At 63.0% G+C, this 26,801-nt stretch carries 19 protein-coding genes; 13 read left to right on the plus strand and 6 right to left on the minus strand.

Features of this window, described 5'->3' with window-relative positions; genetic code table 11:
* Position 1 precedes the first annotated feature (1 nt).
* The 7 genes from NKK52_RS19100 to NKK52_RS19130 all read left to right on the plus strand — a co-directional run bounded on the left by NKK52_RS19100 (position 2) and on the right by NKK52_RS19130 (position 8,434).
* Complete coding sequence (locus NKK52_RS19100) at positions 2-1,240, plus strand: hypothetical protein (protein ID WP_023683252.1); 1,239 nt, start codon at positions 2-4, stop codon at positions 1,238-1,240.
* 127 nt (positions 1,241-1,367) lie between these two features.
* Positions 1,368-2,813 (plus strand): homospermidine synthase, encoded by a 1,446-nt coding sequence (locus NKK52_RS19105; protein WP_023683251.1) that lies wholly within the window; start codon positions 1,368-1,370, stop codon positions 2,811-2,813.
* Positions 2,814-3,001: 188 nt separating this feature from the next.
* Positions 3,002-3,379 (plus strand): Omp10 family outer membrane lipoprotein, encoded by a 378-nt coding sequence (locus tag NKK52_RS19110; protein WP_023683250.1) that lies wholly within the window; start codon positions 3,002-3,004, stop codon positions 3,377-3,379.
* A 197-nt stretch (positions 3,380-3,576) separates the two neighbouring features.
* Positions 3,577-5,604, plus strand: coding sequence for a bifunctional metallophosphatase/5'-nucleotidase (locus tag NKK52_RS19115; RefSeq protein ID WP_023683249.1), 2,028 nt, complete (start codon positions 3,577-3,579; stop codon positions 5,602-5,604).
* 154 nt (positions 5,605-5,758) lie between these two features.
* On the plus strand, positions 5,759-6,823 hold the full coding sequence (gene hemH, locus NKK52_RS19120; RefSeq protein WP_023683248.1) for a ferrochelatase: 1,065 nt from the start codon (positions 5,759-5,761) through the stop codon (positions 6,821-6,823).
* 158 nt (positions 6,824-6,981) lie between these two features.
* Positions 6,982-7,932, plus strand: a complete 951-nt coding sequence (locus NKK52_RS19125; RefSeq protein WP_023671952.1) for an SPFH domain-containing protein — start codon at positions 6,982-6,984, stop codon at positions 7,930-7,932.
* A gap of 37 nt (positions 7,933-7,969) precedes the next feature.
* Complete coding sequence (locus tag NKK52_RS19130) at positions 7,970-8,434, plus strand: NfeD family protein (RefSeq protein ID WP_023683247.1); 465 nt, start codon at positions 7,970-7,972, stop codon at positions 8,432-8,434.
* Positions 8,435-8,521: 87 nt separating this feature from the next.
* On the opposite strand, the gene NKK52_RS19135 is transcribed toward NKK52_RS19130, so the two are convergent.
* The gene (locus NKK52_RS19135) at positions 8,522-9,517 is read right to left on the minus strand and encodes a KpsF/GutQ family sugar-phosphate isomerase (RefSeq protein WP_023683246.1); all 996 of its coding nucleotides are present in this window, start codon (positions 9,515-9,517) and stop codon (positions 8,522-8,524) included.
* A gap of 150 nt (positions 9,518-9,667) precedes the next feature.
* Here NKK52_RS19135 and NKK52_RS19140 point away from each other — a divergent pair, with 150 nt between their 5' ends.
* On the plus strand, positions 9,668-11,452 hold the full coding sequence (locus tag NKK52_RS19140; RefSeq protein WP_031203979.1) for an outer membrane beta-barrel protein: 1,785 nt from the start codon (positions 9,668-9,670) through the stop codon (positions 11,450-11,452).
* On the opposite strand, the gene galU is transcribed toward NKK52_RS19140, so the two are convergent.
* Positions 11,453-12,358, minus strand: coding sequence for a UTP--glucose-1-phosphate uridylyltransferase GalU (galU, locus tag NKK52_RS19145; protein ID WP_023671956.1), 906 nt, complete (start codon positions 12,356-12,358; stop codon positions 11,453-11,455). It abuts the gene before it with no gap.
* A gap of 207 nt (positions 12,359-12,565) precedes the next feature.
* On the opposite strand from galU, the gene NKK52_RS19150 reads away from it, so the two are divergent.
* Both NKK52_RS19150 and NKK52_RS19155 read left to right on the plus strand, forming a co-directional pair.
* Positions 12,566-13,789: a lytic murein transglycosylase gene (locus NKK52_RS19150; protein WP_023683244.1), complete on the plus strand. Its 1,224-nt coding sequence runs from the start codon at positions 12,566-12,568 to the stop codon at positions 13,787-13,789.
* A 104-nt stretch (positions 13,790-13,893) separates the two neighbouring features.
* Positions 13,894-15,099 carry an SGNH/GDSL hydrolase family protein gene (locus NKK52_RS19155; RefSeq protein WP_023683243.1) on the plus strand — a complete coding sequence of 402 codons (1,206 nt, stop codon included), beginning with the start codon at positions 13,894-13,896 and terminating at the stop codon, positions 15,097-15,099.
* Here NKK52_RS19155 and NKK52_RS19160 read toward each other — a convergent pair.
* Both NKK52_RS19160 and gltB read right to left on the minus strand, forming a co-directional pair.
* Positions 15,096-16,550 carry a glutamate synthase subunit beta gene (locus NKK52_RS19160; RefSeq protein WP_023683242.1) on the minus strand — a complete coding sequence of 485 codons (1,455 nt, stop codon included), beginning with the start codon at positions 16,548-16,550 and terminating at the stop codon, positions 15,096-15,098. The genes NKK52_RS19155 and NKK52_RS19160 overlap by 4 nt on opposite strands.
* Positions 16,551-16,690: 140 nt before the next feature.
* Positions 16,691-21,442, minus strand: a complete 4,752-nt coding sequence (gltB, locus tag NKK52_RS19165) for a glutamate synthase large subunit (protein WP_023683241.1) — start codon at positions 21,440-21,442, stop codon at positions 16,691-16,693.
* A gap of 508 nt (positions 21,443-21,950) precedes the next feature.
* On the opposite strand from gltB, the gene NKK52_RS19170 reads away from it, so the two are divergent.
* Both NKK52_RS19170 and NKK52_RS19175 read left to right on the plus strand, forming a co-directional pair.
* Entirely contained in the window at positions 21,951-23,000 is a 1,050-nt protein-coding gene (locus NKK52_RS19170; RefSeq protein ID WP_023683240.1) for a threonine aldolase family protein, read from the plus strand.
* 18 nt (positions 23,001-23,018) lie between these two features.
* On the plus strand, positions 23,019-23,915 hold the full coding sequence (locus NKK52_RS19175) for an MBL fold metallo-hydrolase (RefSeq protein WP_023683239.1): 897 nt from the start codon (positions 23,019-23,021) through the stop codon (positions 23,913-23,915).
* Here the strand turns inward: NKK52_RS19175 and NKK52_RS19180 are convergent.
* Positions 23,912-24,676, minus strand: a complete 765-nt coding sequence (locus tag NKK52_RS19180) for a sulfite exporter TauE/SafE family protein (protein WP_023683238.1) — start codon at positions 24,674-24,676, stop codon at positions 23,912-23,914. The genes NKK52_RS19175 and NKK52_RS19180 overlap by 4 nt on opposite strands.
* Before the next feature lie 157 nt (positions 24,677-24,833).
* On the minus strand, positions 24,834-25,301 hold the full coding sequence (locus NKK52_RS19185; RefSeq protein WP_023671202.1) for an Hsp20 family protein: 468 nt from the start codon (positions 25,299-25,301) through the stop codon (positions 24,834-24,836).
* 458 nt (positions 25,302-25,759) lie between these two features.
* Between NKK52_RS19185 and NKK52_RS19190 the strand changes: the two genes are divergently transcribed.
* Positions 25,760-26,719 (plus strand): alpha/beta fold hydrolase, encoded by a 960-nt coding sequence (locus NKK52_RS19190; RefSeq protein ID WP_023683237.1) that lies wholly within the window; start codon positions 25,760-25,762, stop codon positions 26,717-26,719.
* The last annotated feature ends 82 nt before the right edge of the window (positions 26,720-26,801 follow it).

Below are 26,801 nucleotides of genomic sequence, written 5' to 3' on the forward strand. Positions count from 1 at the left end.
GATGATCCGAAAAATCCTGGAGCAAGCCGTATTGCTCGGTGCATTGCTGGCGTTGCCGGCAACGGCGCTCGCCGACCCCGTCACCTATGCCGGCAAGCTCGGCAACATCGACATCGTCGTCGAGTTTACCGGCGATCCGGCGACGGCTGGAGAGGCACTGGCGGCGCGCTATTTCTACCGCACCAAGGGCATCGATATTCCTCTGCAGGCGAAGTCGAGCAAGGGCGCCACCTTTCAATTGGCCGAGGAAGAAGCCTGCGATGCCAAGAAGTGCGGCGACGGCCAGGCTCCACCCATCGGCGCCGTCTGGCGGTTGAGTTCCGCCGACAAGGGCAAGACGCTGGAAGGCACCTGGACGGCCAAAAAGACCCTGCCGCTGAAGCTGACAAGGATCGCCAGCCGTGCCCAGACAGAGACGCCGGCGACGACGCCACGCGATCTCTATGATTTCACCGACATGACATTCTCGGGTGACGATGCGCCGATCACCATGGCGGCATCGCCCTACGACTATCTCAAGCTGGATTTCGCGCCCAAGGCAGACGCCAAGGAAGGTTGGCCGGATGCAGCCTACAACTATGTCACCGATCCGCGCACCAAATTCGCCAGGCCGCGCATCGTCGATCTCGCCGGCAGTGCGCCGATCGAAGCCGCCAATGCCTTGCTGCAGAACCGCCATTGGCATGACAGCCTCAGCGCCTTGACATGCGCGGCGCTGCAATATGCCGGTTTCCACGACGGGCCGCCGATGGAGGGCATGGACGACGATTCGCTTGGCGGCTATGAAGACACGACGTCCAAAGTTACGTCATTGACGCCGAAGCTGATGAGCTGGTCGGAATCCGGCAGCCTCTATTGCGGCGGTGCGCATCCGAACAACTATTCCGACGCCTATGTCATGGACGTGCGCCGTGGCGCCTTGCTTACCCTTCAGGACATGTTTTCCGATACGGTCGACGGCAAGCCAGGCCCCTCGCTGGCCACCTTCGTCAAGGAGAAGCGCAAGAAGCCAAGCGACCAGACCGAGGTGGATTACGAGGCCGAATGCGGCATCGACGATTTGATCGGCGACTATCTCGGCGCCAGCCTGAAGCGCGATGGCGACAGGCAGGTTCTGGTCTTCGGCCTGCAAGGTTTGCCCAACGTCATCCAGGCTTGCGGCGGCGATCTCGTTGAAATCCCGGACTCCGAAGCACAAGCGCTGCTCACGCCGGAATTCGCGAAACTGCTCGAACCGTAGGCGCATCTGCGCCGTCGGGAACTAACCTTATCCCTGCTTTTCGCTTTATTGTGACAATGATCTATGGTTTGTCGCGCGGCGGTCGAACGGCCGTTTTGGCGCGTTGCTTGAAGGAGTGCTCGATAAAATGGCGAATGAAAACTGGCCCGTTTACGGTGAAATCACCGGCCCTGTCGTGATGATCGGCTTTGGTTCGATCGGACGGGGAACGCTGCCTCTGATCGAGCGCCATTTCAAATTCGACAAGTCGCGCATGACGGTCATCGACCCGCTCGACACCGACCGCAAGCTGCTCGACGAGCGCGGCATCGCCTTCGTCCAGGAGCACGTGACCGAGAAAAACTACAAGAAACTGCTGACGCCGCTTTTGACCAATGGTGGCGGCCAGGGCTTTTGCATCAATCTGTCGGTCGATACCGGCTCGGTCGACCTGATGCGGCTCTGCCGCAAGCTCGGCGTGCTCTACATCGACACCGTCGTCGAGCCGTGGCGCGGCTTCTATTTCGACGCCAGGGCCGACAATGCCAGCCGCACCAACTACGCGCTGCGCGAAGCCTTGATCAAGGAGAAGCACGACAAGCCCGGCGGCGCTACCGCGGTTTCGACCTGTGGCGCCAATCCGGGCATGGTCTCGTGGTTCGTCAAGCAGGCGCTGCTGAACCTTGCCGGCGACCTCGGCCTCGAGTTTTCCGAACCCGCGCAGGACGACCGTGACCGCTGGGCCAAGCTGATGAAAAAGGCCGGCGTCAAGGGCATCCACATCGCCGAGCGCGACACCCAGCGCACCAAGAAGCCGAAGCCGATGAACGTGTTCTGGAACACCTGGTCGGTCGAGGGTTTCATCTCGGAAGGGCTGCAGCCGGCCGAGCTCGGCTGGGGCACGCATGAGAGATGGATGCCGAAGAACGGCAAGGAGCACAAGCATGGCTCCAAGGCTGCGATCTATCTCGAACAGCCCGGCGCCAACACCCGCGTGCGCTCCTGGTGCCCGACGCCGGGCGCGCAATACGGTTTCCTGGTGACGCACAATGAGGCGATCTCGATCGCCGACTTCTTCACCGTGCGCGGTAAGAAGGGCAAGGTGCAATACCGCCCGACCTGCCACTATGCCTATCACCCCTGCAACGACGCCGTGCTGTCGCTGCACGAAATGTTCGGCGCTGCCGGCAAGCCGCAGCCGGTCCACCATGTGCTTGACGAAAACGAACTGGTCGACGGCGTCGACGAGCTTGGCGTGCTGCTCTACGGCCATGCCAAGAACGCCTACTGGTACGGTTCGCAGCTGTCGCTGGCCGAAGCCCGCAAGCTGGCGCCCTACCAGAACGCTACCGGCATGCAGGTCACCTCGGCCGTGCTCGCCGGCATGGTCTGGGCGCTGGAAAACCCGGAGGCCGGCATCGTCGAGGCCGACGAGATGGACTACAAGCGCTGCCTGGAAGTGCAGTCCCAGTATCTCGGACCGGTCAAGGGCTACTACACCGACTGGACGCCGCTCGATAACCGTCCGGGCCTGTTTCCCGAGGACCTCGACAAAAGCGACCCGTGGCAATTCCGCAACATCCTCGTTCGATAGCGGTTCCATACCCCTGCCCCACTGCCTTGCAATCGCCCGGAAATCGGGCGATTGAAGGGATGCGGACGAGAGCAGTGTGCATCCATTTGGACGCGCGAGGGACGGCTCTGGAAACTTGAGGCCACGCACATCGTGTGCTCCAAAACGTCGTTTGACGATTGGGCCGATGCGTCAGGAGAGGATTTGATATGACGATTGCGCGCAAAATTCTTTCTGCGGGCGCGGCGGGCGCTCTTGCGACGATGCTTGCCGCCTGCACCACCGGCGGCTCCGACGGGCCACCGATCTCATCGCAGGCGCGAGGCGTCGAAGGCTCATGGCTGAACGCCGAAGGCAAGGCGGTCTCGACATTGAACGGCGGCGTCTTCACCACCGTTTCGGCGGAGACCGGTGAGAAATTCGCTGACGGCAGCTACACCAAGACCGGCGCCACCTCGGTCGAGATCAACGGAACCTCGCTGATCCGGCAGCAGCCAATCGCTTTCAACTGCCTGCTGGTGTCCATAAACCAGCTGAATTGCACCAGCTCCGCCGGGCAGAACTTCGTGCTGACCAGGCGCGGCTGAACCTTTCCCATGCGGCTTTGCGGATGGCGGCGGCGCGATGCCGCCGCCTTTTTTATGCCGGCAAACCGATGCCGGTTATCCGCCCTGATTCTTCTTGCATCGCCACAACCGCGATGTGAACATACCCGAAATGCTGGCTGTTATCCTGCAGTCGGGCAAGAGCGTTAAACGCCTTTGATCATATCCGGGAGACGAAGATGAAGAAGCTCGCCGCCATTGCCGCCCTCTCTGCCTCGACACTCGGCCTGTCGGCCGCACCATCCTTTGCCGACTACACGTTGAACATCCTGCATTTCAACGATTGGCACAGCCGCATCGAAGGCAACAACAAATACGAGTCGACCTGCTCGGCCGAGGAAGAGACCAAGGGTGAGTGCATCGGCGGCGCCGGCCGGCTGGTCACCGCGATCGCACAGGAGCGCAAGAAGCTCGAAGGCCAGAACGTGCTGCTGCTCAATGCCGGCGACAGCTTTCAGGGATCGCTGTTCTACATCACCTACAAGGGCACGGCGGAGGAGGAATTCCTCAATCAGATCAAGCCTGACGCGGTGACGCTCGGCAACCACGAATTCGACGATGGCGAGAGCGCGCTGGTGCCTTATCTCGACAAGGCGAAGTTCCCGATCGTCAGCGCCAATGTCGTGCCCAACGACAAGTCCGGCGCCGCAGGCAAGATCAAGCCGTCGATTGTGCTTGAGGTCGGCGGCCAGAAGATCGGCATTGTCGGCGCCGTGACCAACGACACACCGGAACTCGCCTCTCCCGGCCCCAACATTACCATCGAGGACGACGTCAAGTCGATCACCGCCGAGGTCGAGAAGCTGAAGGCGCAAGGCGTCAACAAGATCATTGCCGTCACCCATATCGGCTACAGGCGCGAGCGCGATGTCATCGCCAAGATCCCGGGCATCGATGTGGTGGTCGGCGGCCACAGCCATTCGCTTCTGTCCAACACCGACCCGAAGGCGGAAGGCCCCTATCCGACGATGGTCGACAACCCCGACGGCTCCAAGGTGCCTGTCGTGCAGGCCGCGTCCTATTCGAAATATCTCGGCGAATTCAAGGTCGTGTTCGACGACAATGGCAACGTCAAGGAAGCCAGCGGCGACCCGATCTTCCTCGACAAGTCGATCACTCCCGATCCGGCCGTTCTTGCCCGCATCAAGGAACTCGGTGCGCCGATCGAGGCGCTGAAGAACAAGGAAGTGGCCGAGACCACCGAGGCCATTGACGGCAGCCGCGAAAGCTGCCGCACCAAGGAATGCGCGATGGGCAACCTCGTCTCCGACGCCATCCTCGACCGCGTCAAGGGACAGGGCGTCGAGATCGTCGTCTCGAATGGCGGCGGCTTGCGTGCTTCGATCGACAAGGGCACCGTGACCATGGGCGAGGTGCTGACCGTGCTGCCGTTCCAGAACACGCTGGCGACCTTCCAGATTTCCGGCAAGGATCTGGTTGCCGGGCTGGAAAACGGCGTCAGCCAGGTCGAGGACGGCGGCGGCCGCTTCCCGCAGGTGGCAGGTCTCAAATACTCCTTCGACAAGTCGGTCGCGCCCAATGCCGGCCGAGTCAAGTCGGTCGAGGTGATGCAGAACGGTGCCTGGGCGCCGATCAATCCGGACAAGGACTATCTGGTCGCCACCAACAATTACGTCCGCCAGGGCGGCGATGGCTACAAGGTCTTCGCCGAGAAGGCCAAGAACGCCTATGATTACGGCCCGGGCCTCGAACAGGTGGTCGCCGACTATCTCGCCGCGCACCGGCCCTACACGCCCAAGCTCGACGGCCGCATCACCGAGGTTGCCGCAACCGTAGCGGCTGCCCCGGCCGCCGAGCCGGCAAAACCAGCCGAACCGGCACCTGCTCCAGCCGAACCGGCAAAACCGGCCGAGGCTGCACCGGCGGAGCCGGCGATGCCCGCATTGCCGGCAGGCTCCGGCGACATCACCACCACGCCGCCGACTGTCCCGGCGGAAACCGCCCCGGCAACGCCGGCACCGGCCGAACCGGCAAAACCGGCCGAAGCCGCACCTGCTCCGGCAAAGCCGGCTGACGCCGCCCGGGCCGAAGCCAGCCATGTCATCGTCGCCGGCGATACCTATTGGGATCTCGCCAAGAAGGCCTATGGCGACGGCGCCAAGTGGAAGGTGATCTCCGAGGCCAACAAAGGCTACGAGCCACGCCGGCTTCCGGTCGGCGCGACCTTGACCATTCCGGCGAAGTAACCTCGCTTCGCACTCACGACCAGCAAAACCCGTCCGGGTAACCGGACGGGTTTTTGGCTTCAAGGTAAGGTGCGGCCAGACGCAGCATTGAAAACTCGCGCCACATCGCTAGGTTCGCCCGACATCGTCGGTTTCGCGGTGTCGGGAGACCTTCATGACGCTTTCCACGCCTGTCGACCCCAAAGCCGCGAAAGCGCTCGACCCGCTACCGGCCGGACATCCGCCGGTAAAGGCAGGCAAGATCGGCGTCATGTTGGTCAATCTCGGCACGCCGGACGGCACCGATTTCAAGCCGATGTGGCGCTATCTCCGCGAATTCCTGTCCGATCCGCGGGTCATCGAGCTCAACAAGGCGATCTGGTATCCGATCCTCTACGGCTTGGTGCTGACCACGAGACCGAACAAGTCCGGCGCCAATTACGCCAGGATATGGAACCGCGAGAGGAACGAGTCGCCGCTGCGCACCTACACCCGGGCGCAGGGCGAAAAGCTGGCCGCAGCGCTCATCGACCTACCCGATGTCGTGGTCGACTGGGCGATGCGCTACGGCAACCCCTCGACCGCGAGCGTCGCTCAAAGGCTGGTCGAGCAAGGCTGCGACCGCATCCTGTCGTTCCCACTCTACCCGCAATACTCCGCGACCACCACCGCGACCGCCAACGACCAGCTGTTTCGCGCCTTGATGAAGATGCGCCGCGCGCCTGCCGTGCGCAGTGTTCCGCCCTACTATGACGAGCCGGTCTACATCGAGGCGCTCGCCCATTCGATCGAACGGCATCTGGCAACGCTAGACTTCGAGCCCGAGGTGGTCATCACCTCCTATCACGGCATCCCGAAGCCCTATTTCGAGAAGGGCGATCCCTATCACTGCCACTGCCAGAAGACGACACGGCTGTTGCGTGAACGACTGGGGTGGGATGAAAAGAAGCTGATCATCACCTTCCAGTCGCGCTTCGGCGCCCAGGAATGGCTGCAGCCCTACACCGACAAGACGGTCGAGAAACTGGCGAAGGACGGCGTGAAATCGATCGCCATCGTCAACCCAGGCTTTTCCGTCGACTGCATCGAGACGCTGGACGAAATCGGCCGCGAGGCGGCCGAGACCTTCCATCACGCCGGCGGCGAGAAATTCGCCCACATCCCGTGCCTCAACGACAGTGCAGAAGGCATGGCGGTGATCGAGGCGATGGTGCGGCGCGAGCTGTCGGGCTGGGTCTGAGGCCGCCACGTTGCGGCGATCGATCGCCGCAGTTGCGCTATTCCATGCACTAATAATCAACGATCACCTGATTGTAACATTATTGAAACACACCTAAGTGTTTGGTGAAGTCGGTTGCATGGAATCAACGCCATGGCCGGCATCTGAGGGAGATTCAAATGGACTTCAGTGGTTTCGGTATTGCGATTGGTGCGCTTGCCTTTCTGGTATTAGTGCTTCTTATCAAAGGCATCCGGACAATCCCGCAAGGCTATAATTATACGGTGGAGCGCTTTGGTCGTTACACCAAAACACTAAGCCCCGGCCTCAACCTGATCGTGCCGTTCGTCGACCGAATCGGCGCCAAGATGAACATGATGGAGCAGGTGCTCGACGTTCCGAGCCAGGAAATCATCACGCGCGACAACGCCATTGTGGGCGTCGACGGCATCGCCTTCTACCAGATCCTCAATGCGGCCCAGGCCGCCTACCAGGTCGCCGGCCTGGAGAACGCCATCCTCAATTTGACGATGACCAACATCCGTACCGTCATGGGTTCGATGGACCTCGACGAACTGCTGTCGAACCGCGACGCCATCAACGAACGGCTGCTGCGCGTCGTCGACGAAGCGGCGCATCCGTGGGGCATCAAGATCACCCGCGTCGAGATCAAGGACATCAATCCGCCGGCCAACCTCATCGAATCGATGGGCCGTCAGATGACCGCCGAACGCAACAAGCGTGCGCAGATCCTCGCCGCCGAAGGCCTCAAGCAGTCGCAGATCCTCGAGGCCGAGGGCCGCAAGGAAGCCGCCTTCCGCGACGCCGAGGCGCGCGAACGCTCGGCCGAAGCCGAAGCGCGAGCCACCCAGGTTGTATCGGAAGCCATCTCCAAGGGCGACGTGCAGGCACTCAACTACTTCGTGGCGCTGAAATACACTGAAGCGATGGGCAAGATCGGCACCGCCAACAACAGCAAGGTCGTGCTGATGCCGATGGAAGCCTCGGCGCTGATCGGCACGCTCGGTGGCATAAGCGAGATCGCCAGGGAGGTGTTCCGCAGCGAAGGCACCGCCGGCGCCGCCAGGCAGGCCGCCCGCCCTCCGGTGGTTCGCCCAAGCGAGAATTGAGGCTAGCTGAGAACTGAGATCATAGGAGCGCACTCCCATGTTCGACCGCATCATTTCCGAACTTGGTCCGTGGAACTGGATGGTTCTGGGCTTCGTCCTCCTGGTGATGGAGGTCATCGCGCCAGGAATATTCATGCTGTGGATCGGCATCGCCGCATTGGTGATCGGTGTGATTTCCCTGCTCGTCTGGGACGCAAGCTTCTGGCCCTGGGAAGTCCAGGTCCTCGCCTTCCTGGCCCTGTCGCTGGTCTCGGCCCTTGCCGGAAAGAAGCTGGTTGGTGGGCGTAATACCCCTAGCGACCAGCCGCTGCTCAACCGGCGCGGCGCGCAGTTGGTCGGCAGGATGGCAACGCTGGCCGAGCCGATAAAGGACGGTCGCGGCCGCATCAAACTCGGCGACACACTGTGGCGCGTCTCCGGTCCCGACCTGCCGGCCGGCACGCAGGTGCGCGTCGTCAGTTCGGCCGACACCGATCTGGAACTGACCGTCGAGGCAGTTTGACATTTCGAAAGCGCATGGCGCTTTCGATCCGGAAAATCAGGCCGCGTCGCCTAGGGCTTCCCGAACGCGACGCGTCCTTTGATTTTTTCAGGCGGCGCCGATGCGCAGCAGGTCGTGCAGATGAACCAGTCCCACGAGCCGCCTGCCTTCGACCACCATCAGGCTCGTAATGGCCGAATTGTTGATAATCTGCAGCGCCGTCGCCACCAGCGTGTCCGGTGTGGCCGTCTTCGGCTTTTTCGTCATCACCTGATCGACGCTCATTTCCATGAGATTGCTGCCGATGTGACGCCTGATGTCGCCATCGGTGATGATGCCCACCAACGCGCCATCCGCCGTCGCGATCGCCACGCAGCCGAAGCCCTTGTTCGACAATTCGAGGATCGCCTCGCGCATGCCCGTGCCGGAAGCCACCAGCGGCAGCCTTTCGCCGACATGCATGATCTCGTGGATCTGCGTGAGATTGGCGCCGAGCTGGCCGCCGGGGTGGAACGTGCGGAAATGGTCGGGCGTGAAGCCGCGCGCTTCGAGCAGCGCTATGGCCAGCGCATCGCCGACCACCAGTTGCAGCAGGGTCGATGTCGTCGGCGCCAGACCGTGCGGGCAGGCTTCCGGCGCGGACGGCAGGAGCACCACCACGTCGGCCGCGCGCGCCAGCGCCGAGGCCGCGCCCGCGGTAATCGCAATCAGCGGGATCGAGAAGCGCCTGGAATAGGCGACGATGCCCATCAATTCTTTGCTCTCGCCGGACCATGACATGGCGATGATGGCATCGTCTCTGGCGATCATGCCAAGGTCGCCATGATTGGCCTCCGCCGGATGGACGAAGAAGGCAGGCGTGCCGGTCGAAGCCAGACTAGCCGCGATCTTAGTGCCGATATGGCCGCTTTTGCCGACGCCGGTGACTATGACGCGGCCATTGATGCGCGACACCATGTCGACGGCGCGGGCGAAAGGTTCGGCCAGTTCGTTCTCCAGCGCGGCAGCCAATGCCGCCACGCCGGCCTGTTCCGTGGCTACCGTTCTCAGCGCCGAGGCGATCGAAGCCTCCAAAGGCTTCTTTTCTTGGGATCCCGCATGCATGGCTGATGCGATTAGCGCTTTGCCGTTCGCCTGTCCAACAGAATTGCCGTCCAGCCATGTCCGACAGGCCGCCCTTCAACCCTCCGTTAACCATCCCCGTTTACGGTTCGGTAAGTATGGCGCGCTTGCGCCGCGCAAGCAGTGGTGACGATGTCGCGGGCCCAGCCTCAAGAGAAAAAAGGTCGAACGGGCAGAGCCTTTTGCGCTCTGCTTCTGGCGACGAGCGTGCTCGCTTTGCTGCGGCCAACTGCGCTTCATGCCCAGGAGACGGAGCTGCGCGGTGAAGTTTCGGAATCGGCGATCCTGTCCGACCAGCAGCGCCGGGCCAGGCAATTGAGCAAGGCCAACACGCAGGTCAAGCCCGCCCCTGCCGACACCGCCCCCACGGGAAACACGCCAACCGCCTATGTGCCGGCCAGCGATGGCGCCTTGCCTGACGACACCGACCCGTCACAGGCCGGCGCAAACAGCATTTTCGACCCGCCGGCGACCATCGACGATTCGTTCACCGACAAGCCGCCAACCGTCCAGCCACGCCGTCCGTCGACGGCAAAGCAACGCGCCGCCGCGGATGCAGACAAGGCCAAGGACAAAACCAAGGCTGCCGACAAGAAGAAGCCTGGCAAAGCCACGGACCAGACCACCACCGGAACGACCCCGGACGGCACTGCGGCAGGCGACGCCGATCAGGACACAGCCAACCGCCGTGTCCTCACCGTCGACGGCGTCGACCGACGAAAGCTCGACCCCGGCGCCGAGCGCACCGACGCCATCGAGGGCCAGAAGAAGAAGCTCGAGGACGACCCGTACGCGGCAACCGGCATCAAGGTCGGCTCGTTCCTGCTGCGGCCGACGCTCGAGCAGGGCGTTGCCGTCACGTCGAACGCCGATTCCAGCGCTGGCGGCAAGTCGGCGGTGCTGTCCGAAACGGCGCTGCGTTTCTCCGCCGCCTCCGATTGGCGCGAGAATTCGGCGGTCATCGACGGCTACGGCAATTTCCGCAACACCATTTCGGGCCAGAAGATCAATGAGGCACGCGGCCGTATCCAAGGCACGTACAATGTCGACCTCGACAATGAACTGCGCGCCATCGCCAAGCTCGGCTACGAGATTGCGCCGGAATCGGCCTCCGCGCCCGACGCCATTGCCGGCGTCAAATCGCAGCCGATCCGCCAGACGGTCGACGGCAGCCTCGGCGTCGAGAAGGACGTTGGCAAGATGCGCTTTGCGCTGACCGGCGCAGTCTCCCGCGACATCTATGGCGATGCCGAACTTACCGATGGCACCTCGCTGTCGCAGAAGGACCAGGACAACACGCTCTATACCGCAACGTTGCGGACCGGCTATGAAATTTCCCCGGCTCTGACGCCCTTTGCCGAGATTGAGCTCGGCCGCCGGGTATATGACCAACGGGTCGACAACAAGGGCTTCGAGCGCTCTTCGACCCGGCTTGGCGCACGCGCCGGTATCGAAGTCGACATGGGCGAGAAGCTCAAAGGTGAGTTCTCGGCCGGCTGGCTGCGGGAAGCGATCGACGACAAGAACCTGGAGGCGATTTCGGGAGCCACCATCAATGCCGACCTCAAATGGTCGCCCGAGCGCGGCACCATCATCGGCCTCACCGGGCGAACCACGGTCGAAGGCACAACGAATGCCGGTGAGAGCGGCGACATCCTCTATTCCGGCCGCCTCACCGGTGAGCGGCAGATCCGCGCCGACCTGACCGGCAACGCAGCCCTTGGGCTCGACTGGCGCAATTACACCGGCTCCGACGGCCATGACATGACGCTGAGTGCAGAGGCCGGGCTGACCTGGTGGCTGAACCGTTACGTCGGTCTCACCAGCCGCGCCCGCACCGAAAAGCTGACCAGCAATCTGCCCGGGCGCAACTACACCGCCAACAGCATCTATTTGGGGCTGAAGCTGCAGCGGTAGCTAAAAAGCAGCGCCGCGACGCTCGGACGGCTTCATCTCATCGAGCAGCGTGCGGATGACGCCGGCCATGTTCTCGTTCATGTCGCTGCGCCACAGCGCGAAGGCGACATTGGCCTCGACGAACCCTTCCGGCGAGCCGCAATCGAAGGTGCGGCCCTGAAAGTGGTAGCCAAAGAAGGGCTGCTGCTTTTCCAGCTTCAGCATCGCGTCGGTGAGCTGGATCTCGTTGCCGGCGCCCTTTTCCTGGCTTTCCAGGATCTTGAAAATCTCGGGCTGCAGGATGTAGCGGCCGTTGATGTAGAGATTGGACGGCGCGGTGCCGGTCTTCGGCTTTTCGACCATCTCGGTGATGCGGAAGCCGTGATGCGTGTCCTCGCCCCGGCCGACAATGCCATATTTGTGGGTTTCGGCCGGATCGCATTCCTGCACGGCGATGATGTTGTTGCCCGTCTCCTCGTAGAGCTCGACCATGGCCTTCGTGCAGCTCTTCTCCGACTGCATGATCATGTCGGGCAGCAACAGCGCGAAGGGTTCGTCGCCGACCAGTTCGCGGGCGCACCAGACGGCGTGGCCGAGCCCCATCGGCACCTGCTGGCGGGTGAACGAGGTCTGCCCCGGCGCCGGCTGCAGCCGCTGCAAGCGGGCCAGCTGGTCGTCCTTGCCGCGCTGTGCCAGCGTATCATAGAGCTCGAACTGGATATCGAAATGGTCTTCTATGACCGCCTTGTTGCGGCCGGTGACGAAGATGAAATGTTCGATGCCGGCCTCGCGCGCCTCATCGACGACATACTGGATGACCGGCCGGTCGACGACGGTCAGCATCTCCTTGGGAATGGCCTTGGTGGCCGGGAGAAACCGTGTGCCGAGACCGGCGACCGGGAAAACTGCCTTTCGAACTCGCTTCATGCGTCAATTATCCGTTTGAGGGCGTGCCCGGCAATCCCGCCTCGCGACATTTTCGCGCCGGAATTGTGGATTATCGGGCCATTGAGGGAAACATCAACCGGTAAAGCATCCAGCTGTCTTTTCGTTCCAGGCGCCGCCTATGGTAAACCAATTGCTAACCCGGTTCGGCGATGAATGGTCTTTCCTGAGATAGAGAAAGGGGAAAATATGTCCGTTCGCAGTGCCGCAAAACTCTTTACCAGCGTGCTGACGGCGGCCAGCCTCTCGCTCGCCTTGCTGATGCCGGCCGGACCGGCCTTCGCCGATGCCGGTTTTCGGCAATGGGTCGCCGGCTTCCGCGCCACGGCCGTGGCGGGCGGCGTTTCCGGCGGGGTCTACGACCGGGCGTTCCGGGGCATCAATGAACCCGACCCGGTGGTGCTGGAAAAGGCACGCACCCAGCCCGAATTCACCGCACCTGCCTGGGACTATTTCGACAACCGCGTCCACGACCAGTCCGTTGCCGTCGGCCAGCAGATGGCCAGGAAATGGAAGCCGTGGCTGGAACGGATCGAGGCGAGGTTCGGCGTCGACCGCTACATCCTGCTCGCCATCTGGTCGATGGAATCGAATTACGGCGAGATCCTCAAGCGCGACGACATCATGCGCAATGTCATCCGCTCGCTGGCAACCCTCGCCTATGGCGACGCCAAGCGTTCGAAATTCGCCCGCACCCAATTGGTCGCCGCGCTGAAAGTCCTGCAGACCGGCGACATCGACGAAAGCCACCTGATGGGCTCCTGGGCCGGCGCCATGGGCCAGACCCAGTTCATCCCGACCAGCTACCAGCATTATGCCGTCGACATGGACGGCAACGGCAAGCGCGACATCTGGAATTCGATCCCCGATGCGTTGGCGACATCAGCCAATCTGCTGAAGAAGAATGGCTGGCAGGGCGGCAAGACCTGGGGCTACGAGGTCACCATTCCAGCCGGCAAACTGCCTGCCGGCTCGAAGACATTGGCGCAGTGGCAGGCGCTCGGCGTCGCCAGGGCCAATGGCAAGCCGTTCAAGAACGCAACCGACAAGGCGACGCTGAAAGTGCCGGACGGCCGCGGCGGACCGGCATTCCTGATGATCAAGAACTTCTCCGTCATCAAGGCCTACAACAACGCCGACAAATATGCCCTGGCCGTCGGCCTTCTTGCCGACGAAATCGCCGGCTCTAATGGTCTGGTGCAGGACTGGAAGCGGCCCTTCACCAAACTGTCCTTCGAGGAAAGGCAGGAGTTGCAGAAGCGGCTTTCGCAGCACGGACTTTACGACGGCAAGTTCGACGGCAAGATCGGTGACGGCACGAAAACCGCCATCATGACCTATCAGGCAACGGTCGGCTTGACCCAGGACGGGTATCCGAGCATGGAAGTGCTCAAATGGCTCAGAAAGAAATAGAGCCGGCGACGGCAGCGCGCATCTGCGACGCGCAAGGGATGCCGTAGCATCGGTCTGTGCATGATCCCCTGCGAGGGCCATGCACCAAGGGATGGAGAGGGTGCTTGGTTCCGGCAGCGCGTATCCGTGTGATCGTTTTCCGCTTGCCGATCCTCATTCTGGCCATCGTCGTCCTGGCGACGGGGGTCGCCGGCAGTTTCCACACACCGGCTTTGGCGCAGGAACAACCGCAGAACCGCGGCTGGTCGCTGCGCGACCTTCTGTTCCCGCGCCGCAGCGAACGCATCGAGCCGCCGCTCGACGTCCGCAAGGCAAAGCCGAAGGTCAAGAAGAAGCCCCGTGCACCGGTTGAACCTTCCGCTCCGATTGTCGAGAAGACACCGGATGCCCGCGTCATTCTGGTGATCGGCGATTTCATGGCCAACGGCCTGGCCGAAGGCCTCGAAACAGCCTTTGCCGACAATGCCAACGTCAGGATCGTCGAGCGCGCCAACGGTTCTTCGGGTTTCGTGCGCGATGATGTCTACAACTGGCCCGAACAGGTCAAATCGCTGGTCGAGACCGAAAAACCCTCCGTGGTCGTCGTCATGCTCGGCTCCAACGACCGCCAGCAGATGCGCGTCAACGATGTGCGCGAGCAGCCGCGCTCCGAGAACTGGACCAAGGAATACGAACGCCGGACCGAAGCCTTGGGAAAGGCACTGGCGGCGACCAAGGTGCCTTATATGTGGGTCGGCATGCCAGCCTTCAAGACGCCGAAGATGACCTCCGACATGCTGGCATTCAACGACATCTACCACTCGGCTGCCGAGAAGAACGGCGGCGAATTCGTCGATGTCTGGGATGGGTTCGTCGACGAGAACGGCGCCTTTGTCTCGACCGGCCCCGACATTAACGGCCAGGCCGTGCGGCTGCGCTCCGACGACGGCATCAACGTCTCGAAAGCCGGCAAGCGAAAGCTCGCCTTCTACACCGAAAAGCCGCTGGCCAAGATCCTCGGCCTGGCAGCGCCGGGAAGCGTGGTGACGGCTGCCGCACCGGCCGGCGCCCCGGTCGAGGCGCCGTCGCTGCCCGCCGCCCCGATCGTGGTCGACCGCACCGTTCCGATGCTGCTCAACGATCCGGCGCTCGATGGCGGTACCGAACTTCTCGGTGCGGCGGCGGCGCCGAAAGCCAATCCGGATCTGCCCGGCGAAAAACTAATCCTCGAAGGCAAGGCGCCCGAGGCCTCGCCCGGCCGCGCCGACGACTTCTCGTGGCCGCCCAAGGCCGCTGCCGCGACGGATACGACGACGGCGATCAACCGTTAACGGGGGAGTACCGTCGACCCCATCAGCGCTTCATCGATCGAGCGCGCGGCCTGGCGGCCTTCGCGGATCGCCCACACAACCAGCGACTGGCCGCGGCGCACATCACCTGCGGCGTAGAGCTTGTCGACGCTGGTCTTGTAGTCGCGATCGTTGGCTTCGACATTGCGGGAACGGCGGCTGTCGGTGGTGATTTTCATCTCACCGTCCAGCTCTTTCGCGACGCCGGCGGCAGCCGGTCCGGCAAAGCCGATGGCGATGAAGGCGAGGTCTGCACGGATGACGAATTCGGTGCCGGCGATCGGCCTGCGCTTCTCGTCGACTTCGCAGCATTTGACGCCGGTCAGTTGGCCGTCCTCGCCGATGAATTCGAGCGTCGCCACCTGGAATTCGCGCTCCGCACCTTCGGCCTGTGAGGACGAGGTGCGCATCTTGGTCGCCCAGTAAGGCCAGACCGAAAGCTTGTCTTCCTTCTCCGGCGGCTGCGGGCGGATGTCGAGCTGGGTGACGCGCACCGCGCCCTGGCGGAAGGCGGTGCCGACGCAGTCGGACGCGGTATCGCCGCCGCCGACGACGACGACATGCTGGCCGCCGGCGATGATCGGATGCGACGGCCAGGCCACCGACTGGATCGGCTCGCCGCCGACGCGACGGTTCTGCTGCACCAGATAGGGCATGGCGTCATAGACGCCGCCGAGATCGTCGCCCGGAATGTTGGCCGGACGCGGCGATTCCGAACCGCCGCAATAGAGCACCGCATCGTATCCGGCGAGCAACTCTGCCACCGGCTTGTCGACGCCGACATTGACGCCGCAATGGAAGGTCACGCCCTCGCCCTGCATCTGCTCGATGCGGCGGTCGATATAGTGCTTCTCGATCTTGAAGTCGGGAATGCCGTAGCGCATCAGCCCGCCGGGACGGCTCTCACGCTCATAAACGCTGACCTCGTGGCCGGCGCGGCCAAGCTGCTGCGCCGCCGCCATCCCTGCCGGGCCGGAGCCGATGACAGCGACCCGCTTGCCCGTCTTCTTCTCTGGCGGATAAGGCCGGATATGGCCGGTTTCATAAGCCTTGTCGGCGATTGCCTGTTCGACGGTCTTGATGGCAACCGGAATGTCCTCGAGGTTCAGCGTGCAGGCTTCCTCGCAGGGCGCGGGGCAGATGCGGCCGGTGAACTCGGGGAAATTGTTGGTCGAATGCAGGTTGCGGATCGCATTGTCCCAGTCGCCATTGTAGACGAGGTCGTTCCAGTCCGGGATCTGGTTGTGGATCGGGCAACCGGTCGGCCCGTGGCAGAACGGGATGCCGCAATCCATGCAGCGCGCGGCCTGTTTCTCGACCTCCTTGTCCGACATCGGCAGCGTGAATTCACGAAAATGCCGGATGCGGTCGGAGGCCGGCTGGTACTTGTGCACCTGCCGGTCGATTTCGAGAAAGCCTGTTACCTTGCCCATAGTCCAGTTCCTGCTGTCCAGATGGTGCGGTTTTCGCACCCGTTAACCCCTTGAGGCAGCCGTGGCAACCTTGCATCCGAGGTCAAACTGTCGCTGAAAGTTCCGCCGGGAAGCCTGCGCCTCCCGGCAAGTCGAAAAACCTATTCCGCCGCCACGCCCATGCGCATGCGTTCCATCTCGATCAGCGCGCGGCGGTATTCGACCGGCATGATCTTGCGGAATTTCGGCCGGAAGGTCGTCCAGTCGTCGAGTATCTCGCGGCCGCGTACCGAACCGGTGAAATGGACGTGGTTCGAGATAAGCTGGTAAAGCCGTTCCTCGTCATGGGTGGTCATGTCACCCGAGACGTCGACGCGACCCTTGTGGTCGAGGTCACCGCCATGATGCAGCAGCCTTTCCATCAGATCGTCTTCTTCCGGAACCGGCTCCAGCTCGACCATCGCCATGTTGCAGCGCGCGGCGAAATCGCCGGCCTCATCCAGAACATAGGCCACGCCGCCCGACATGCCGGCAGCGAAGTTGCGACCGGTCTGGCCGATGACGACGACGATGCCGCCGGTCATGTATTCGCAGCCATGATCGCCGACGCCTTCAACGACGGCGGCGACGCCCGAATTGCGCACCGCGAAGCGCTCGCCGGCGACACCTGCGAAATAGGCCTCGCCCTCGGTCGCGCCATAGAGGACGGTGTTGCCGACGATGATCGATTCCGCCGCGACGATCCTGGACTCCTCCGGCGGCCGGATGACGATGCGTCCGCCCGACAGGCCCTTGCCGACATAGTCGTTGGCCGCACCGACGAGATCGAACGAGATGCCGCGCGCCAGGAAGGCGCCGAACGACTGGCCGGCGGTGCCGGTCAGCTTCACCTGGATCGTGTCCTCGCGCAGGCCCTTGTGCCTGAAGCGCTTGGCGACTTCGCCCGACAGCATGGCGCCCGTGGAGCGATCGACATTGCGGATGTCGACCTCGATCTTGACCGGCTGCTTGCTTTCGAGCGCGGGCTTCGCCAGTTCGATCAGCTTGCGATCGAGTACATCGTCGATCGGGTGTTTCTGCCGTTCGGTCCAGTGCACCGCCTCATGCGGCGCGTCCGGCTTGAAGAACATCTTGCCGAAATCGAGCCCACGCGCCTTCCAATGCTGGATCATCTCGCGCTTTTCCAGCAGGTCGCTGTCGCCGATGATCTGGTCGATATGGGTGTAGCCCATCTCGGCCAGCAGCCCCCTCACCTCTTCCGCAACATAGAAGAAGAAGTTGATGACATGCTCGGGCGTGCCCTTGAAACGCTTGCGCAGAACCGGATCCTGCGTCGCGACGCCGACCGGGCAGGTGTTCAAGTGGCACTTGCGCATCATGATGCAGCCGGCCGCGATCAGCGGCGCGGTCGAGAAGCCGAACTCGTCGGCGCCGAGCAGCGCACCGATGATGACGTCGCGCCCCGTGCGCAAGCCGCCATCGACCTGCAGCGCAACGCGCGAGCGCAGCCCGTTCAGCACCAGCGTCTGGTGCGTCTCGGCTAGGCCCATTTCCCACGGGCTGCCGGCATGCTTGAGCGAGGTCAGCGGCGACGCGCCGGTGCCGCCATCATAGCCGGAGATGGTGATGTGGTCGGCGCGTGCCTTGGCGACGCCGGCCGCAACCGTACCGACACCGACTTCCGACACCAGCTTTACCGAGACATCGGCCGCCGGGTTGACGTTCTTCAGATCGTAGATCAGCTGCGCCAGATCCTCGATCGAATAGATGTCGTGATGCGGCGGCGGCGAGATCAGGCCGACGCCAGGCGTCGAGTGCCGGACCTTGGCGATGGTGGCGTCGACCTTGTGGCCGGGCAGCTGGCCGCCCTCACCGGGCTTGGCGCCCTGCGCGACCTTGATCTGCATGACATCGGAATTGACGAGATACTCGGCGGTGACGCCAAACCGCCCCGAGGCGACCTGCTTGATCGCCGAACGTTCGGGGTTCTTGCTGCCGCCGGGCAGCGGCAGATAGCGGTCGGCCTCTTCGCCGCCCTCGCCGGTGTTCGACTTGCCGCCGATCTGGTTCATGGCGCGCGCCAGCGTCGTGTGTGCCTCGCGCGAGATCGAGCCGAACGACATCGCCCCGGTCGAGAAGCGCTTGACGATATCGGCCGCCGACATCACGTCCTCTATCGCCACCTTCTTGCGGCCGGTCTCTTCCGCAAGCTTGATCCTGAACAGGCCGCGTATGGTCTGAGCACGGGCCGTCTCGCTGTCGATCTGCGCGGAATACTCCTTGAACGTCTCCCACGAGCCCTGGCGCACGGCGTGCTGCAAGGTGGCGACGGCGTCGGGCGACCATATATGGGCTTCGCCGCGCATGCGGTACATGTACTCGCCGCCGACCTCGAGGCTGTTGCGCAGCACCGGATCGTTGCCGAAACCGTCGGTGTGCCGGCTGAGCGTCTCAGCCGCGACCTCGTCCAGGCCGACACCTTCGATCAGCGTCGCTGTGCCGGTGAAGTACTTCTCGACGAAATCTGACTTCAGCCCGATGGCGTCGAATATCTGCGCGCCGCAATAGGACTGGTAGGTGGAGATGCCCATCTTCGACATCACCTTGAGGATGCCCTTGCCGATCGACTTGATGTAGCGCGAGACCACCTCGTAGGCGTCGACCTCCGCCGGCAGTTCGCCACGCTTGTGCATGTCGAGCAGCGTGTCGAAAGCAAGGTAGGGGTTGATCGCCTCGGCGCCGTAGCCGGCGAGACAGCAGAAATGATGCACTTCGCGGGGCTCGCCGGATTCGACGACCAGGCCGACCGCGGTGCGCAGACCCTTGCGGATCAGGTGATGGTGCACCGCAGCCGTCGCCAGCAGTGCCGGAATGGCGATACGGTCGGGACCGACCTGGCGGTCGGACAGGATGATGATGTTGTAGCCGCCGGCAACGGCCGCCTCGGCGCGCTCGCACAGACGCTCGACGGCGCCCTGCATGCCGGCAGCGCCCTCGCTCGACCCGTAGGTGATGTCGATCGTCTTGGTGTCGAAACGGTCTTCCGTGTGGCCGATCGAGCGGATCTTTTCCAGATCGCCATTGGTCAGGATCGGCTGGCGCACTTCGAGCCGCTTGCGGCGCGAATTGCCAACCAGGTCGAAGATGTTCGGCCGCGGCCCGATGAAGGACACCAGGCTCATCACCAGTTCCTCGCGGATCGGGTCGATCGGCGGGTTGGTGACCTGGGCGAAATTCTGCTTGAAGTAGGTGTAGAGCAGCTTCGACTTGTCCGACATCGCCGAGATCGGCGTGTCCGTGCCCATCGAACCCACCGCTTCCTGGCCGGTGGTCGCCATCGGCGACATCAGCAGCTTGGTGTCTTCCTGGCTGTAGCCGAACGCCTGCTGGCGATCGAGCAGGCTGACATCCTTGCGCAGCGCGCGCGGCTCGACCGGCTTCAGATCCTCCAGGATCAGCTGCGTGTTGTTGAGCCAGGTCTTGTAGGGATGCCTGGTGGCGATCTCCGACTTGATCTCCTCGTCGGAAATGATGCGGCCCTTGGCGAGGTCGATCAGAAGCATGCGGCCGGGCTGCAGCCGCCACTTCTTGACGATCCTCTCCTCCGGCACCGGCAGCACGCCGGCTTCGGACGCCATGATGACGCGGTCGTCGTCGGTGACGATGTAGCGCGCCGGGCGCAGACCGTTGCGGTCGAGCGTGGCGCCGATCTGGCGACCGTCGGTGAAGGCGACCGCGGCCGGCCCGTCCCACGGCTCCATAAGGGCTGCGTGGTATTCGTAGAAAGCCTTGCGGTCGGCATCCATCAGCTTGTTGCCGGCCCAGGCTTCCGGGATCAGCATCATCATGGCGTGGCTGAGGCTGTAGCCGCCCTGGAACAGGAATTCGAGCGCATTGTCGAAGCACGCCGTGTCGGACTGGCCGTCATAGGAGATCGGCCACAGCTTCGAGATGTTGTTGCCGAACAGTTCGGAATCGACCGAGGCCTGGCGCGCCGCCATCCAGTTGTTGTTGCCGCGCACCGTGTTGATCTCGCCATTATGCGCGACCATGCGGTAGGGGTGCGCCAGCTTCCAGGACGGGAAGGTGTTGGTCGAGAAGCGCTGGTGGACGAGGATCAGCGCGGTCTCGAAACGCGGATCCGACAAATCCTTGTAATAGGCGCCGACCTGGTAGGCCAGGAACATGCCCTTGTAGACAATGGTACGCGCCGATAGCGACACACAGTAGGCGCCGATATCCTTGTTGTTGTTCTCGGCGTAGATGCGGCCGGAAATCACCTTGCGCAGCAGGTACAGCCTGGCCTCATATTCCTCGTCATCTGGAATGTCTGATGTGCGGCCGATGAAGACCTGGCGATGGAACGGTTCGGAGGCCGCGATATCGGGCGCCTTCGACAGCGATGAATTGTCGACCGGCACGTCGCGAAAGCCGAGCAGCGGCAGCCCTTCTGACTGCGCCGATTCGGCGATGATCTCTTCGATATGGGCGCGCAGTGCCGCATCCTGCGGCATGAACCAGTGGCCGACGCCGTATTGGCCTGCCGCCGGCAGTTCGACGCCCTGGGCCGCCATCTCTTCGCGGAAGAAACGATCGGGGATTTGCACCAGCACGCCGGCGCCGTCGCCCATGAGCGGATCGGCGCCGACAGCGCCGCGATGCGTCAGGTTTTCGAGCACGAAGAGCCCGTCCTTGACGATCTGGTGCGACTTCACGTTCTTCATGTTGACGATGAAGCCGACGCCGCACGCGTCATGCTCGTTGCGCGGATCGTAGAGACCCTGCGCGGCCATGCCATTGGTGGTCAGGCCGTTGGTGGTCTGGCCTTCTTTGGTCAGAACGGTATTTTTAACGGCTGCCGCTTTCGTCTGCGCGGCCTGGCCGATAATCGCAGATGGCGTCAGTTCCGTCATCGTCCTGTCCTCCGTTCCGGCCCCTTGCACGTCTAGCATTTGGGGCGCTGGTCTACCTTGGGAAGCGACTGGCTTCCGCTCTCATTCTTGCGGCACGTCTTTTCGAAATCCTTGGCGGACCGTGCGGTGCACCGCCGGTTCGTATCCGGTATCGTACAGGCCACAGCCGAGCCGTCTACCCGTCGCTCGCGGCAACGGCCGGAGTGGCCCAAATGATACGCCAATCCAGCCTGACTTGTGCGACAAAATAAGACAGCACTACTGTCCTAAATTTTTATGGCAGAAATCCTGGGCGCACACAAGACCGATTCCCAAATTCTTGGACGTTTGGCGACAGAAAATTACGTCAGGCGCTGTCGAAACGAAATTTCGGTCCCGGCACTCCTTCGTGATCGCCTTTGGCTTTACCGCTTTTTCAGCCCTTGGCCCTTGCGCGTCAAACCCCGAAACGGCCATGGTCGCGCTCTTGTCGCAACCAGACTTTCTCAACCAGGCAGGGACTTTCCTGATGTTCTTTGCATCCGACAACTGGGCGGGCGTCCATTCCAACATTGCCGCCGGGCTGTCAGCCAATGCCGGCGGCTTTTCGACCGCCTATGGCGATGGCGATCTCGACCGCGCCGTCTACCAGCGTTTCAGCGAGATCTTCGAACGCGAGGTCGCGGTGTTCTTCGTCGCTACCGGCACGGCGGCCAACTCGCTGTCCCTGGCCGCTTACAACAAGCCCGGCGGCATTTCCTTTGCGCACCGCGAATCGCACATCATCGAGGACGAATGCGGCGCGCCGGAATATTTCAGCGGCGGCTCGCGTCTCCATGCTGTCGACGGCGCCCTGGGCAAGATCGATCCGCACAATCTTGAACGCGCCGTCGCCCGTTTCGCACCCGAAATCGTCCATTGGGGACGCCCGACGGCCGTCTCGATCACCCAATCGACCGAAGTCGGCACAGTGTACGGGCTCGACGACATTTCCACCATTTCGGAGATCGCCAAACGCTTTTCCCTGCCGCTGCATATGGACGGCGCCCGTTTTGCCAACGCATTGGTCGCGCTTGAGACGACGCCGGCCGAAATGACCTGGAAGCGCGGCGTCGACATCGTCTCGTTCGGCGGCACCAAGAACGGCTGCTGGTGCGCCGAGGCCATTGTGCTGTTCGATCTAGACCGCGCCAAGGAGTTGTCCTTCCTGCGCAAGCGCGCCGCACAGCTGTTCTCCAAGTCGCGCTTTATCGCAGCGCAGTTCGACGCCTACTTCACGGACGGCCTGTGGCTGGACACGGCCCGTCATGCCAATGCCATGGCCGCACGCCTGGCGGCTGCGATCGAGGATTCGGCAACGGCGAAGCTCGCCTGGTTGCCGCAGGCCAACGAGGTGTTCGCGGTGATGAAAAAGGCGGAAGCCGAAAGGCTGCAATCCGTCGGCGCAGCCTTTTACGACTGGCACAGGCCGCACGGCTTCGACGGCCATGTCGGCGAGGACGAGTTGCTCTATCGCTTCGTCACCAGCTTTGCCACGACTTCAGATGAGGTCGATCGCTTCGGCCAGATGATCGCCTGAACCCGCGAGACCGCGCCAATGACAAAGCCACCTCTCGGCTCAACCATGCGGCTGGTTCGCCCGGCGCCAAACGTGCTCGGCTTCTACGATGGCCGCGTTGACGGCGTTCGCGCCTGGTCGGACGAGCCGAACTGGCTGGACGAAGGCGCCTATGCCCTCGGCATCTGCACCTATGCGATCGTCGATGGTTCGCAGGCGCTTGTCTACGACACGCATATTTCGCTGCCTCACGCGCGCTTCATCAGGCAGACGCTCGAAGACATGGGCGCAACATCGATCCGGGTCGTGCTCAGCCACTGGCATGACGATCATATTGCCGGCAATGAGGTGTTTCAGGATTGCGAGATTATCGCCAACACGCTCACCGCCTCGGCGCTCGCGAACAACCGGGCTGAGATCGAAAGCGGTGTTCCACCGATCAAGCCTCTCGTGCTGCCGAACAGGACCTTCGCAGGCAGTCTTGACCTCGCCGTTGGATCGATCGCCGTCGAACTGCGTCAGGTCGAAATCCACAGCCATGACGGCACGGTGCTGTTCATGCCCGAAACCGGCCTGCTCCTGGCGGGCGACACGCTCGAGGATCCGATCACCTATGTCAGCGAGGCGGATCGGCTGGCGCAACATCTGGTCGATCTCGAACGCATGGCCGGCTGGTCGATAGACCGCATCTTGCCCAATCACGGCTCGCTCGAAGCGATTGAGCGAGGCGGCTACGACAAAGGCCTCATCGCCGCGACGCAAGCCTACGTTCAAAAACTGCTTCGCTGCCGGCGTGAGCCTGATCTTGCGAAGCAGGATCTGAAAACCTTCGGCGCCGACATATTCGCCACGGGCGCGGTCGAGTACTTCGCGCTGTACGAGCCCGTCCACCGGCAAAACATCGAGGCCGTTCTCGCAACCGGCACCGGTCGCTAAGCAAGGAAAGGCCGCGCCAAAAGCTCGAGGCCAAGCAAGATCAGGAAAACAAGAAACCAGCGCCGGAAGGTCGCCGGGCTGATCCGCTGCCGGAGCAACTGTCCGAGCCACATGCCGAGCAAGGCCGGCGCAACCGCCAGCGACGACATGGCGACATGCCCGACCTGGAACGCGCCGTGCGAGGCAAGGCCGGCAGCGAGCGCGATCGTCGACACGGTGAAGGACGGGCCGAGCGCCTGGATCAGATCGTCACGGCTCAAGCCCAGCGCCTGAATGTAAGGTACAGCGGGCACGACGAACACGCCGGTGCCGCCGGTGACGATGCCGGTAAGGAAACCGACGATGGGCGACGACCAGCGCTCGGCTGACGCGGGAACCGTCAACTGCCGCGCCAGCAGCGTATAGACGGCATAGACGATCAGCGCCGCCCCGAGGCCGGCCGTCGTCCATTTGACATTGTCGCTGGCCAGCAGCCATGAGCCGGCCAGCGTGCCGGCGACGATGCCGACCATCATCAGCCACAGCCGCCTGAGGATCCATCCGAAGCTCGGGCCGGCAAACAGCTGCCAGATATTGGTGACGAAGGACGGCACGATCAGCAGCGAAGCCGCGGCGACCGGCGGCATGATTGTGCCCAGCAGCCCCATCGCCAACGTCGGCAGTCCCATACCGGTAACGCCCTTGACGATGCCGGCCAGCAGGAAGGTCACCGCAATGGTTGCCGTTAGGGCCAGGGAAAAATCAGCCGAAAGATCAGACATCGCCCTTCATGGGAAGACGGCGCCCGCCGCAAAAGAGCCAGAACTCTTCGGTTGGGGTGACAGAGGCTGCGGCGAAAAAAAGCGGCGCCTCGCGGCGCCGCTTTCGTCTCGGGAGGAGACGCTTTCAACCTTGGGCGTTGTGACGCCGCCGTCTTGATCACGCGGCGTTCTTGGCCTCGATCTGCTTGGCGTTGGCCGAAGAGGCGGTAATCGCGATCTTGCGCGGCTTCAGCTCCTCGGGGATGTTGCGCTTAAGGTCGACGAAAAGCAGGCCGTTCTTCAGGGTGGCGCCGACGACCTCGACATGGTCGGCAAGCTGGAAGCGGCGCTCGAACGAACGCGAGGCAATGCCGCGGTAGAGCAGCTCGGAGCCTTCGCCATTGCCCTCTTCCTTGCGCTCACCCTTGACGGTCAGCACGTTGCGGTGGGCTTCGATCGAAATCTCTTCGTCCGAGAAGCCGGCAACCGCCATCGAGATGCGATAGGCGTCCTCGCCGGTGCGCTCGATGTTGTAGGGCGGATAGGTCTGCGCGCCATCGGGCTGGGCCAGCGAGTCGAGCATGGTGAACAGGCGGTCGAAGCCGACGGTCGAGCGATAGAGCGGGGAAAAATCAACGTGACGCATGAGGTGTTCTCCTGTTGAGCAACATGTTTGCGTGTGGCCGGTGCGAAACCCTGGAAAGGCATTTCGGGTGGACCAGCAGCCCCGACATCGGCGGCTGCATCCGACATTTGGGGAGCGCAAAAGCGCATTTCAAGGATTTTTGAAGAGCACCAATCGAGGCGTCGATGAACGGCAGATGAACCGCCGCTTCGGCGCCCGTTCAGCCGGCCGGCGCTAGAGTGCCCCCAGGATAAAGAACCAGGCGGCGCCGGATGAAAGCGCCGCGACGAGGCCGACCGGGTGTAACGTCCCTTCCTCCCGGATCGACAGAGGCCGGAAGCACGCCGCCGCAGGCTGCTTCCGGCCTTGCTTGTTGTTCGTCCGCCCCCTTGGCGTCCTCCCTTTGCTTTTCATCCATTGGCGTCTATCACCATGCCGACGCCCTGCCGGGTGAGACACCACGAAGACGCAAGCGCCTAATGACGGATCTCTTCCATCCCACGCCAGGCAATCCGCCGCCGCAAAATGTCGCCGGCGGCTTTTTCACCACGCGCGACGGCAAGAAGATCCGCTACGGCCTGTTTGCCGCGGTCACCCGGCCGCTGAAAGGCACCGTCGTGCTGCTGCCCGGCCGCAACGAGTGCATCGAGAAGTATTTCGAAACCATCCGCAACCTGACCGACCGCGGCCTCGGCGTCGCCACGCTCGACTGGCGCGGCCAGGGCGATTCCGACCGGCTGATCGCCGACCCGCAACGCGGCTATGTCCGCTCCTTCTACGATTACACCGGCGACCTCGAACAGTTCTTCGAGGACATCGTGCTGCCCGACTGCCGCGGCCCGTATTACATCCTCGCCCATTCGATGGGCGCCGTGATCGCGCTGCTCGCGGCGCCGTCGATGGTCAACCGGGTGCGTCGAATGGTGCTGATTGCGCCTTTCCTGACGGTGCCCGACTCGCCCGTGTCGGCAAAAATGGCGCGCCGCGTCTGCTCGGTATTGTGCTTTCTCGGCTTCGGTCGGCTCTACGCCGCCTGGGGTCCGCGTCCCAGGGAAACCCTGCCCTTCGCCCTCAACAAGGTGACATCGGACCCCGGGCGCTATCAGCGCAACACGAAAATCTACGAGCACTATCCGCAACTGGCGCTCGGCGGGCCGACGATCCGCTGGCTGCAGGCGGCAATCAAGGCAGGCGAAGCCATCAGCGAGCCCGACTTCATGGCCAGGATCCAGGTGCCGCTGCTGATGATCGCCGCCGGCGCCGATCAGGTCGTCTCGACCAAGGCCGTGGAAGCCTACGCCAGGCGTCTGCGCCTCGGCTCGCTGCTGATGATCGATGGCTCGAAACACGAGATCCTGCAGGAGGCCGATGTCTATCGCGAGCAGTTGCTCGCCGCCTTCGACGCCTTCATACCCGGCAACGACGACCCCACAGCCTGATGCCACCGGCGCTGCATGTTGCGGCGCCTTGAGCTTGCGCCTGCTGACAGCCTTCTGTCAGGAGCAGCGTCGGCAGCACACA

Source organism: Mesorhizobium sp. C277A (assembly GCF_040324395.1).
In the GTDB taxonomy this organism is placed as follows: domain Bacteria; phylum Pseudomonadota; class Alphaproteobacteria; order Rhizobiales; family Rhizobiaceae; genus Mesorhizobium.